We start from the raw sequence: 10,261 nt of genomic DNA on the forward strand, positions 1-10,261 counted from the left end.
TATGTCTGTAATGATCCTTACAGAAGGTCGTCGATGACGATTTCGCCGACCAGGCGCCAGCAGCAGGGCGAGGCCTCGCGTGAGCAGATTCTCGACGCCACCGAACGTTTGATGGCCACGAAGGGCTATGCGGCAACGTCGATCAGCGATATCCGCAAGGCCTGCGGCCTGCCGCCGAGCTCCATCTACTGGCACTTCGGTTCCAAGGAGGGCGTGCTGGCGGCGGTGATGGAGCGCGGCGCGAACCGGTTTTTCGCGGCCATCCCGCAGCGGGGCGGGGCCGAGGAGCGACTGGCAGCACTGTCCGCCGTGCAGTCGCAGCACCCGGACTTCCTGCGCCTGTTCTACCTGCTCTCGTTGGAGCGCAGCGAGGATCCGGCGGTCGCCGAAGTGGTGCGCCGCGTTCGCAATACCGCACTTAAACGGTTTCGCGATGCGATCACCGAACTGCTACCGGCCGACGTTCCACCTGCCAAGGCGCGCCGCGTCGTCACGGAACTCACCGCGTTCGCCGTCGCGCAGTCCGACGGTGTGTTTCTCGCAGACCACCTCGAACCCCACGCGACCGACGTCGACCGCATGTACCGGCGGCTCTGGCAGGCCGTGGCCGCACTGATCCCCGTTTTGTTGGAGGAGAAATGACCAGGACCGCGATTATCACCGGCGCCAACACCGGGCTGGGATTCGAATGCGCGCGGGCAGTTTTGGCCGCCGCCCCGATGTGGCACGTGGTGCTCGCCGTGCGCGACCCCGCGCGGGGTGCCGACGCGGCGGCCCGGCTCAGCGCGCCGCGGCGCGCCACGGTTTTGGAGCTGGATCTGGCGTCGCTCGAGTCGGTGCGCACTTTTCCGTCGAGGCTGGGCGCCGCCGGGCTGCCGCCGGTGCACTCGGTCGTGTGCAACGCCGGGGTCCAGGTGGTGGGGGACAGCGCGACCACCGCCGATGGATTCGAGCTGACGTTCGGCGTGAACCATCTCGGTCACTTCGCCCTCGTGCAGGGGTTGCTGGACGTGTTGGCACGGCCGGCGCGAATTGTGGTGGTCAGCAGTGGAACTCATGATCCGGACAAACACACCGGGATGCCCGCACCGCGCTACACGTCGGCCGGCGAGCTGGCGCACGACACCGGGCAGGGACCGACGGAGGGCCGCCGCCGGTACACCACATCCAAACTGTGCAATGTGCTGTTCGCCTACGAGCTGGACCGCCGTCTCGAGCACGGACGCCAGGGGGTGAGCGTTACCGCATTCGACCCCGGTTTGATGCCCGGCAGCGGGCTGGCCCGCGACTACCCGCCGGTGCAGCGGCTGGCGTGGCGGTATCTGCTGCCGGCCCTGCGCGTGCTTCCCGGTGTACGAAGCACCCGGGCTTCCGGTCGCTACCTGGCGGCACTGGCCGTCGACCCCAGCCACGACGGCGTCACCGGACAGTACTTCGCCGGCCGCAAGCCGATCCGCTCATCGACCGACTCCTATGACCTCGACAAGGCCCGTGACCTCTGGGAGACCAGCGAACAATTGGTTGTGCAGGCTAGAGCATGAGGATGACGATGATTATCGCCGCGAATCCGGCTGTGGCCCAACCGAGGGCGAATACTTCGAGGCGGGGCGAGGCAACGATCTTTCGGCCCGACGCCGGATGGACCTGTAGCGTGCGTCGCGCCCGTAACGCGCCGAACCACACCGACAGCGCGGCCAGCGCGATGCCGACGACGGCCAGTGCGGTACGGCCGACCGACAGTGGCCCGTCGCGCATCAGGGGGATGGCGCCGCTGGCGAGAAACACCAAAGCGCTTCGCTCCCAAGATAATTGGGTGCGTTCAGCCGCAAGGCCGCGCTTCGGTTCTTGCGGACGCATCACGGTTGGACGAACAGCACGACGACCACCAGTACCGCGACGACTACGATGACACCGGCAAGCAGCCAGGGCATCGGGGACCGCGGCATGTCGGTGTTCCGCCGGATCGCGGTCTGCACCCGCTGCCAGCGCCGGACCGCCAGCACGGCCAGCACACCACCGGCACTGGTCAACAACACACCGAGGCCGTGGCGCACGCCCGGGACGCTGAACGCCGGGACCAACTGGACGACGGCGACACCGCCGGCGATCAAGGCCAGCGCAGTGCGGATCCAGGCCAAGAATGTCCGCTCATTGGCCAGTGTGAAGCGGTAATCCGGTTCCTGCTCGTCGACGTCGGCCATGCGCCACACAGTAGGGATGATCTCGGTTCGGCGTGGGTATTGTCACCGAACATGGTGCCCGGACCGCTGAACAGCGCCGAGGCACAGGACCGGCGGGCCCGCGTCGCTGTCGCAGCGTACTTCTTGACCAACGGAGCTCTGTTCGCCAACCTGTTGCCCCGGTATCCGGAGATCAAGGCCGATCTGCAGCTGTCGAACGCGGTGTACGGCGGCGCGGTCGCGGCGTTCTCCGTCGGTGCGCTGGTGGCGGGTTTGACTGCGGCGGCACTGATTCGGCGATTCTCCTCGTCGCGGGTGGCCGTGGTGGGGACCACCGGAATCGCGCTATTCGTGGTCGCCGCCGGTTTGGCGACCACACCCGTCATGCTCGCGGGCGCGTTGTTCATCGCCGGGGCGTGCGATGCGATCACCGACGTCGCACAGAACGCGCACGGGCTGCGGGTGCAGCGCACCTACGGGCGCTCGATCATCAACTCATTTCACGCGGTCTGGGCGGCCGGCGCGATCCTCGGCGGCCTGATGGGTGCCGCTGCGATCGCGTTGCACATCCCGCGGGCAACGCATTTGGCGATTGCCGCGGCTGCGTTCTCCGCGGTGGTGCTGTTCGCCTATCCCTACCTGCTGCCGGGCTCCGATCACGACGACCACCCTTCGGCGCGCGCGACCGGCGGGCACCGGCTGAGCTTCACGGTTTACGCCACGCTGCTCGCGCTGGTGGTCATCGCGATCGCCGGGGCGGTCATCGAGGACGCCGGAAGTTCCTGGGCCACACTGTATCTCCGCGACAGCATGGGCGCTCCGGCTGCGCTCGCCGCGTTCGGCTACATCGCTTTGGCGGGCTTCATGTTCGTCGGCCGGTTGATTGGCGACCGGCTCGTCGACCGGTTCGGTCAATGCGCGGTGGCGCGGGCCGGCGGGTTGCTCACGGCGGCGGGCATGGGCTGCGCGCTGGCATTCCCGAGCATCCCCAGCACGATCGCGGGGTTCGCGGCCGCGGGCCTAGGCGTGGCCACGCTGATTCCGGCCGCGATGCACGCCGCCGACGAACTGCCTGGGCTGCGCCCGGGGACCGGCTTGACCGCGGTGACGTGGTTGATGCGGGTCGGTTTCGTGTCGTCACCACTGATCGTCGGCGTGATAGCCGACGCGACGAGCCTGCGGGTGGGGTTGCTGTCCGTCCCTGTTGCCGGGGTTGCGGTGATGGTGTTGGCCGTCGCCCTCAGTGCACGGCGCCGGACAGCTCGATCGTGAGGACCCCGGCCACAATCAGCACGATGCCGAAGATCATCATCCAGGTCAGCGGCTCGGCGAACAGGAACCGCGCGATGACGGCGACAAGCGCCACACCGCACGCGGTCCACACGCCATAGGCGATGCCGACGGGCATGCCCAACGACAGCGACACCCACAGCAGGAAGAACGAGACCAGGTAGCCGACGATCACCGGGGCGATCCACGCCTTGCGGCGAAACCCGTCCGACGCCCGTAGCGACAGCGTCGCGAACACCTCGACGACAATCGCGCCGACCAACGCCCACCACATCACGACGTCGGCTCGTCGGCTCGTTTGGGATGGGATCCGAACTCCACCAACAAGACTCCGGCGATGATCAACCCGATGCCGGCGACGATTGGCCAGGTGAACGGGTCGCCGAAGATCGCCGCCGCCAGCACGGCGGTGGCAGCGGTGCCGGTTGCACCCCAGATACCGTAGGCCACCCCGACCGGCATGCCGGCCCGCAGCACCGCGGTGAGGAAGACGAACGCGCCGACGTATCCGGTGACGACGAGCAGTAGCCATGCCGAATGATCTTGAGACGCCCGCAAAGACAGCGTGGCCGCGATTTCGACCGTGATGGCCGCAACCAACAGCGTCCACTTCCGCACGGCTACAAACTATCCGACGGCGCGCTCCACCATCGGCGTGAGCACCTCGTGAGCGAACCGCCGCAGTTCGGCGTCGTCGCCGAAGTCCGGATCGGTGGGCGGCATGGAGATGTAGGTGAAGAACAGCCGCGCGAACACGTCGGCCACCCAGCGCACCGGCTGCGACGGGGTGCCCGGTGTATCGCCGTGAATGTAGTTGGCGATGAACGCCGATCCCATTCTCAGTAGTTCGGCGGAGGCGGCGACCGGCGCGGGTTCGAGGTGTGCGGCGCGCCGCAGCATGGGGTGTTCACGGGCGAAGGTGACCGCGGCGATGAATGCCTCGGCCACCCCCTCGCGGGGATCGTCGGCGCCGTCGATGGCGTCGGCGACGGCGGCGAGGAATCGCTGGGTTTCCCGGCGCACCAGCGCCTCGATCAGGTCGTCGCGACGGGGATACCGCCGATAGACCGTCATCCGGGACACCCCGGCGCGGCGCACCACGTCCTCGACCGTGATGCGCTGCAGGCCAACGGCGGCGGCCTCCGCCACGGCGGCGTCGAGAATACGCTGGCTGGTGCGATCGGCGTCGTCGGCGCCGTCGGCGGCCGCGCTGCCGACCACCTCGAGCAGTTGCGCGTGGATCATGAGGCGGTGACCCGACTTTGGGCCGCGACGCGTTCGGTGGCCAGCGCGACGTAGCGCGGCGTGCCGAACGCCCAGCGCAGCCGCCGCGCGTCGAGCTGCAGCGCCGGCTCGATGAGGCGGTGGGTCAGCGTCGAGGGGTGGTCGAAGCCGATCAGTTCGCGTGCCCACCGCGGTGCGCGGCTCATGCCGGCATACATGACGAAGCGGTGCAGCGGGCGGTCGACCGCCCTGGGGAAATTGGTGGACAACGGTGCACTCAGCAGGAAGTCGATGAACTCGCGTGTCTGTGTGTTGACGCCGAGCTTGGGCCGCATGGACTCGACGTAGTCGTCGAGCTCCGCGACTGTCGTCGGCACCCGGTCCGCGCCGGCCATCCAGCCGATGACGGCCTGCTCGGCGAGATAGCGATCTTTCTCCTGTTGTGACAGCGGCCTTATGGTGTGCTCGAAGGCCTGCATGATCATCCAGGGGATGCAGGTGTGCACCCAGGCGATGAGTTCGGGATCCAGCGCCCGGTACGGGACACCGTCGGGACGTGTGCCGTGGACGAACGAATGGACCCCTTTGACGCGGTTGATGACGGCAGTCGCCGCCTCGGTGTTGCCGAACGTGGTGGTCAACACGTAGCCCAACGTGGCGCGGGCCCGCTGGAACGGGTCCTGGCGATAGTTCGAGAATTCCTGCACGCCCGCCACCACGGACGGATGCAGTATCTCCAGCACGATCGCGGGCAGTCCCGCCTGTGAGACCGCCGCGAGGTCGGCGTTGACCTCCCACGACACACTGCCCGGGCCGACGAGGCCCGGGTCGCCGGGCGGACCGCCATAGACCAGCGGATCGTCGTGACACCCCGCGCCCTGTTCGAATTCGGCGACGATATGGCGACGCAGCGCGCTGGTATACATGTGACGAATACTACCTAATTCCTACCATCAGCTGCCTGCCCGGATAAACTTCCTGGATGGACGCGGTCAGGGCGGTCTTGGATGCGCTGCCGCCGCAGATGCGGGACCCGGTGCTGTTCGCCATCCCGTTCTTCCTGTTGCTGCTGATCATCGAGTGGACCGCGGCACGCAAACTGGAACGGATTGAGGACCGACCGCCGTCGGGCGCCTTCCACACGCGCGACGCGTGGGCCAGCATCTCGATGGGTCTGGTGTCGGTCGCGACCACCGCGGCGTGGAAGTCCGTCGCACTGCTGGGGTACGCGGCGCTCTACGCGTATGTCGCGCCGTGGCATCTGCCGTCGACGCAGTGGTACACCTGGGTGATCGCGATCGTCGGCGTCGACGTGCTCTTCTATACCTATCACCGCATCGCGCACCGGGTGCGGTTGATCTGGGCGACCCATCAGGCCCACCACTCCAGCGAATACTTCAACTTCGCCACCGCGCTGCGCCAGAAGTGGAACAACAGCGGCGAGATCCTGATCTGGATCCCGTTGCCACTCTTGGGTGTTCCGCCGTGGATGGTGTTCGCCAGCTTCTCGATCAACCTCATCTACCAGTTCTGGGTGCACACTGAGCACATCGACAAACTATGGCGGCCAATCGAATTCATCTTCAACACGCCGTCTCACCATCGGGTGCACCACGGCATGGATCCCGAGTATCTGGACAAGAACTACGCCGGGATCTTCATCATCTGGGACCGGATGTTCGGCACGTTCCAGCCCGAGCTTTACCGCCCGCATTACGGCCTGACCAAACCGGTCAACACGTTCAACATCTGGAAGCTGCAGACCCGCGAATACGTCGCCATCGCCCGCGATGTGCGACGGGCCACACGCTGGCGTGATCGGGTCGGCTACATCTTCGGCCCGCCCGGTTGGGCGCCCGCAGGTGCCGAACGTCGACGTGTCGAAGAATCCGCCGAAGTTCGCACATAAGTCGACGTTCGACGCAGCAGTATTGACCCATGGACGTCAAAGAGGTGCTGCTGCCCGGGGTGGGCCTGCGCTACGAGTTCGAGAACCGCGACGGTGACCGCATCGGCGTCATCGCACGGCGCACCGGCGACTTCGAGATTGTCGTGTATCCGCGCGACGACCCCGACCAGGCTCAGGAGGTGTTCCGGCTCACCGACGAGGAAGCCGAGGCGCTCGCGCAGATCTTGGGCGCACCTCGAATCGCCGAGCGGTTCGCCGATCTGACGCGGGAAGTGCCCGGACTCAACGCCGGCCAAATCGAGATCCGCCCGGGCAGCCCGTTCGTCGACCGACCGCTCGGGGACACCCGCGCACGCACCCGCACCGGCGCGTCCATCGTGGCGATCGTCCGTGACGAGGAGGTGCTGGCCTCGCCCGGACCGGCCGAGATTCTGCGCGCCGGCGACGTGCTGGTGGTGATCGGCACGCACGACGGCATCGCGGGAGTCGAGCAGATCGTCGCCAGAGGCTGACCGGTGCAGGTTTCGGCGGCGCTGTTGCTCGAGCTCGGCGTCATCCTCGCGGTGCTCACCGTGTTGGGTACCGCCGCCCGCCGATTCGCGCTGTCACCCATTCCGCTGTACCTGCTGGCCGGCTTGGCGCTTGGCGAGGGCGGCATCACCCCGGTGCCCGCGGCAGGCGAATTCGTCAGTACCGGCGCCACCATCGGCGTGGTGCTGCTGCTGCTCACACTGGGCCTGGAGTTCTCCATCGGCGAGTTCGCCAGCAGCCTGCGCCGGCACCTGCCGTCGGCGTGGGTCGATGTCGTGCTCAACGCCACCCCCGGCGCGATCGCCGGCTGGCTGCTCGGCCTCAACGGCGTCGGAATCGTGGCGTTGGCCGGGGTGACCTACATTTCATCCTCTGGCGTCATCGCGCGGCTGCTCAGCGATCTGCGCCGGCTCGGCAACCGGGAAACGCCTGCGGTGCTGTCGATTCTGGTGTTGGAAGACTTCGCGATGGCCGCGTACCTGCCGCTGCTGGCGGTGCTGGCGGCCGGTGGCAGTTGGCTGAATGCGTTGTTCGGCATGGCCATTGCGGTAGGGGCGCTGATCTTGGCGTTCGGCGCGTCGTATCGGTGGGGCCATCATGTCGGTCGGCTGGTGGCACACCCCGACAACGAGCAGGTGCTGCTGCGAATCCTCGGCCTCACCCTGATCGTCGCCGCGCTCGCCGAATTCATCCACGCCTCCGCCGCCGTCGGCGCCTTCCTCGTCGGGCTCACCCTGACCGGTGAGTCGGCCCACCGAGCGCGCATGGTGCTCAGTCCGTTGCGTGACCTGTTCGCGGCGATCTTCTTCCTCGCCATCGGGATCTCCGTCGACCCCGCCGATTTGTTGCCGATGCTGCCGGCAGCGCTGGCCCTGGCCGCGGTGACTGCGGCGACGAAGATACTCACCGGCCAATTCGCTGCTCGCCGTGAGGGGGTGGGCCGGCCGGGTCAGATGCGCGCCGGGACGGCGCTGATCGCGCGCGGCGAGTTCTCGCTCGTCATCATCGGTTTGGTGGGGACGTCGTTCGAAGCGGTCGGGGCGGTCGCCACCCCGTACGTGTTCATCCTCGCCATCGTCGGTCCGGTGCTGACGCGCTTCGCCGGTGGAGGCCGACCGATTCGCCGCAGTCCCGCGTCCGAAGGACAGGCGTAAGGTCCGCGCTGTGAAGACGGTGTTTGATGACCATGTCGATCCAGGGCTGATCGAACGTTCGCTTGCGGCAGCCAGGTTCGGCTCGATGTGGCTGGACATACCGCGTCCGGACTATCCACCGCTGAGCGGCTCGGTCACCTGTGATCTGCTGGTGGTGGGTGCCGGCTACACCGGCTTGTGGACGGCTCTGCACGCCGCCGAACGACATCCTGACCGGCGCATCGTGCTCATTGACGCCCATCGTGTCGGGTGGGCGGCCTCGGGCCGCAACGGCGGATTCGTCGACGCCAGCCTCACACACGGGCTCGAGAACGGAAAGTCGCGCTGGCCCAACGAGATCGACGAACTCAACACGATGGGTTTGGCGAATCTCGATGGTATGCAATCCGATATCGAACGACTCGGCCTGGATGTGGAATGGCAGCGCACCGGGATGCTGACGGTGGCCACCGAGCCACATCAAGTGCAGTGGCTGCGCGATGCCGCCGCCGACGGCGAGGGCCAGTTTCTTGACCAGGCTGCGGTCCAGTCCGAAGTGCACTCACCGACCTACCGCGCGGGCCTGTTCAGCCCGGACACCTGTGCGATCGTGCATCCCGCCAAGCTGGCGTTCGAACTTGCCCGTGCCTGTACCCAGGCCGGTGTGCGAATCGCCGAGCACACCAACGCCCGGTCCTTGGACACCGCGGGCGCCGCGGTGCGGGTGGCCACCACCGAAGCCGTCGTCACCACGCGCAAGGTGGTGCTGGCGACCAACGTCTTTCCCAGCTTGTTGCGGCGCAACCGCCTCTACACCGTTCCGGTCTACGACTATGTGCTGGCCACCGAACCGCTGGGCGACACCCAGCTGGATCGTGTCGGTTGGCGGGGACGACAGGGAATCGGCGACTGCGCCAACCAATTTCACTATTACCGGCTGACCATGGACAACCGGATCGTGTGGGGTGGGTATGACGCTGTGTACCACTTCGGTCGCAAGGTCGACCCCGCCTACGAGGACCGGCCTGCCACCTATCGCCGGCTGGCGGCACACTTCTTTCTCACCTTCCCGCAGCTGTCCGATGTCCGATTCGACTACCGGTGGGCGGGCGCCATCGACACCAACACCCGATTCTGCGCACATTGGGGACTGGCTTGCGAGGGCCGGGTAGCCTACGTCAACGGCTACACCGGTCTGGGAGTCGGCGCCTCCCGGTTCGCCGCCGACGTCTGCCTGGATCTGCTCGACGGTGACGACACGCCACGCACCAGGTTGGAGATGGTGCGCAAGCGGCCGCTGCCGTTCCCGCCAGAACCCTTGGCCAGCATAGGAATTCAAGCCACCCGATGGTCCCTGGATCGGGCCGACCACGCTGCCGGTAGACGCAACCTGGTCCTGCGCACGCTGGACGCAGTCGGGCTCGGTTTCGATTCGTGACGCGAAAACCCCACGGCAGCAGGCGTGATCAGTATGCTCAGCCGTGCTCCGATGTAAGGGGAAATTGACGTGGGAGACAGACTCCTCAAGGGCGAGAAGCTGCAGAAGGGCCAGTCGCTGACTTCCCGTAACGGTGCATACACCCTGACGTTGCAGGAGGACGGCAATCTGGTGCTCGCCGAACGCGGTCGGGCGGTGTGGGCCACCGGCACCAACGGCCAGAACGTCGAGCGCCTCGAGGTGCAGAGCGACGGCAACTGCGTGCTTTATACGCCCGACAAGCCGGTGTGGCACACCGACACCAAGGGCGCCAAGGACGTTCGGCTCCTTCTGCAGGACGATCGCAATCTGGTGTTGTATGGGTTCGACGGGCCCGCCTGGTCGTCGAACACCCAAACCGACGAGCCGCCCCCACCTGCGCCGGGGGAAGAGGCGGAACCGGAAGTGGCGCCCGCCGCGGCCGAGGAGCCGCTGCCCGCCGAGGCACCACCACCGCCGCCACCGCCGCCGCCGGCCGCGCGGACCTACACCGTGGTCTCCGGTGACACGTTGTGGG

General features: G+C 67.1%; 14 protein-coding genes. 8 read left to right on the forward strand and 6 right to left on the reverse strand.

Annotated features, from left to right (window positions below; translation table 11 throughout):
• The first annotated feature begins 33 nt into the window (after positions 1-33).
• Both CWS39_RS19195 and CWS39_RS19200 read left to right on the forward strand, forming a co-directional pair.
• Positions 34-642, forward strand: a complete 609-nt coding sequence (locus tag CWS39_RS19195; RefSeq protein ID WP_102144514.1) for a TetR/AcrR family transcriptional regulator — start codon at positions 34-36, stop codon at positions 640-642.
• Positions 639-1,541 carry an SDR family NAD(P)-dependent oxidoreductase gene (locus CWS39_RS19200; RefSeq protein WP_102144515.1) on the forward strand — a complete coding sequence of 301 codons (903 nt, stop codon included), beginning with the start codon at positions 639-641 and terminating at the stop codon, positions 1,539-1,541. The genes CWS39_RS19195 and CWS39_RS19200 overlap by 4 nt, the downstream gene beginning before the upstream one ends.
• Here CWS39_RS19200 and CWS39_RS19205 read toward each other — a convergent pair.
• Positions 1,531-1,857, reverse strand: coding sequence for a DUF202 domain-containing protein (locus CWS39_RS19205; protein ID WP_102144516.1), 327 nt, complete (start codon positions 1,855-1,857; stop codon positions 1,531-1,533). The two genes, CWS39_RS19200 and CWS39_RS19205, sit on opposite strands and share 11 nt — an antisense overlap.
• Positions 1,857-2,201 (reverse strand): YidH family protein, encoded by a 345-nt coding sequence (locus CWS39_RS19210; RefSeq protein ID WP_102144517.1) that lies wholly within the window; start codon positions 2,199-2,201, stop codon positions 1,857-1,859. Before CWS39_RS19210 ends, CWS39_RS19205 begins: the two co-directional genes overlap by 1 nt.
• A 51-nt stretch (positions 2,202-2,252) precedes the next feature.
• On the opposite strand from CWS39_RS19210, the gene CWS39_RS19215 reads away from it, so the two are divergent.
• Positions 2,253-3,452 carry an MFS transporter gene (locus tag CWS39_RS19215; RefSeq protein WP_102144518.1) on the forward strand — a complete coding sequence of 400 codons (1,200 nt, stop codon included), beginning with the start codon at positions 2,253-2,255 and terminating at the stop codon, positions 3,450-3,452.
• Here the strand turns inward: CWS39_RS19215 and CWS39_RS19220 are convergent.
• Genes CWS39_RS19220 through CWS39_RS19235 form a run of 4 tightly spaced genes read right to left on the reverse strand, consistent with a single transcriptional unit; the run spans position 3,421 to position 5,620 of the window.
• The gene (locus CWS39_RS19220) at positions 3,421-3,744 is read right to left on the reverse strand and encodes a DMT family transporter (protein ID WP_102144519.1); all 324 of its coding nucleotides are present in this window, start codon (positions 3,742-3,744) and stop codon (positions 3,421-3,423) included. The genes CWS39_RS19215 and CWS39_RS19220 overlap by 32 nt on opposite strands.
• On the reverse strand, positions 3,744-4,088 hold the full coding sequence (locus CWS39_RS19225) for a DMT family transporter (RefSeq protein ID WP_102144520.1): 345 nt from the start codon (positions 4,086-4,088) through the stop codon (positions 3,744-3,746). The genes CWS39_RS19220 and CWS39_RS19225 overlap by 1 nt, the downstream gene beginning before the upstream one ends.
• A 9-nt stretch (positions 4,089-4,097) precedes the next feature.
• Positions 4,098-4,715 carry a TetR/AcrR family transcriptional regulator gene (locus CWS39_RS19230; protein ID WP_102144521.1) on the reverse strand — a complete coding sequence of 206 codons (618 nt, stop codon included), beginning with the start codon at positions 4,713-4,715 and terminating at the stop codon, positions 4,098-4,100.
• Complete coding sequence (locus CWS39_RS19235; protein WP_102144522.1) at positions 4,712-5,620, reverse strand: oxygenase MpaB family protein; 909 nt, start codon at positions 5,618-5,620, stop codon at positions 4,712-4,714. Before CWS39_RS19235 ends, CWS39_RS19230 begins: the two co-directional genes overlap by 4 nt.
• Positions 5,621-5,676: 56 nt before the next feature.
• Here CWS39_RS19235 and CWS39_RS19240 point away from each other — a divergent pair, with 56 nt between their 5' ends.
• The 5 genes from CWS39_RS19240 to CWS39_RS19260 all read left to right on the forward strand — a co-directional run.
• Positions 5,677-6,603: a sterol desaturase family protein gene (locus tag CWS39_RS19240; protein WP_102144523.1), complete on the forward strand. Its 927-nt coding sequence runs from the start codon at positions 5,677-5,679 to the stop codon at positions 6,601-6,603.
• Positions 6,604-6,632: 29 nt separating this feature from the next.
• Positions 6,633-7,115, forward strand: coding sequence for a cation:proton antiporter regulatory subunit (locus CWS39_RS19245; protein ID WP_102144524.1), 483 nt, complete (start codon positions 6,633-6,635; stop codon positions 7,113-7,115).
• A 3-nt stretch (positions 7,116-7,118) separates the two neighbouring features.
• On the forward strand, positions 7,119-8,288 hold the full coding sequence (locus tag CWS39_RS19250; protein ID WP_102144525.1) for a cation:proton antiporter: 1,170 nt from the start codon (positions 7,119-7,121) through the stop codon (positions 8,286-8,288).
• Positions 8,289-8,298: 10 nt separating this feature from the next.
• Positions 8,299-9,705 carry an NAD(P)/FAD-dependent oxidoreductase gene (locus CWS39_RS19255; RefSeq protein WP_102144536.1) on the forward strand — a complete coding sequence of 469 codons (1,407 nt, stop codon included), beginning with the start codon at positions 8,299-8,301 and terminating at the stop codon, positions 9,703-9,705.
• Positions 9,706-9,774: 69 nt separating this feature from the next.
• Positions 9,775-10,261: lectin (locus tag CWS39_RS19260; protein WP_102144526.1), on the forward strand; the 487-nt coding region annotated here is incomplete at its 3' end.

Source organism: Mycobacterium hubeiense, from assembly GCF_002838065.1.
Classification (GTDB): Bacteria; Actinomycetota; Actinomycetes; order Mycobacteriales; family Mycobacteriaceae; genus Mycobacterium; species Mycobacterium hubeiense.

Bases quoted from the DNA above. Each gene is read 5' to 3' on its own strand.
- CWS39_RS19195 (WP_102144514.1), top strand. From the start codon at position 34: ATGACGATTTCGCCGACCAGGCGCCAGCAGCAGGGCGAGGCCTCGCGT.
- CWS39_RS19200 (WP_102144515.1), top strand. From the start codon at position 639: ATGACCAGGACCGCGATTATCACCGGCGCCAACACCGGGCTGGGATTC.
- CWS39_RS19205 (WP_102144516.1), bottom strand. From the start codon at position 1,857: ATGCGTCCGCAAGAACCGAAGCGCGGCCTTGCGGCTGAACGCACCCAA.
- CWS39_RS19210 (WP_102144517.1), bottom strand. From the start codon at position 2,201: ATGGCCGACGTCGACGAGCAGGAACCGGATTACCGCTTCACACTGGCC.
- CWS39_RS19215 (WP_102144518.1), top strand. From the start codon at position 2,253: ATGGTGCCCGGACCGCTGAACAGCGCCGAGGCACAGGACCGGCGGGCC.
- CWS39_RS19220 (WP_102144519.1), bottom strand. From the start codon at position 3,744: ATGTGGTGGGCGTTGGTCGGCGCGATTGTCGTCGAGGTGTTCGCGACG.
- CWS39_RS19230 (WP_102144521.1), bottom strand. From the start codon at position 4,715: ATGATCCACGCGCAACTGCTCGAGGTGGTCGGCAGCGCGGCCGCCGAC.
- CWS39_RS19235 (WP_102144522.1), bottom strand. From the start codon at position 5,620: ATGTATACCAGCGCGCTGCGTCGCCATATCGTCGCCGAATTCGAACAG.
- CWS39_RS19240 (WP_102144523.1), top strand. From the start codon at position 5,677: ATGGACGCGGTCAGGGCGGTCTTGGATGCGCTGCCGCCGCAGATGCGG.
- CWS39_RS19245 (WP_102144524.1), top strand. From the start codon at position 6,633: ATGGACGTCAAAGAGGTGCTGCTGCCCGGGGTGGGCCTGCGCTACGAG.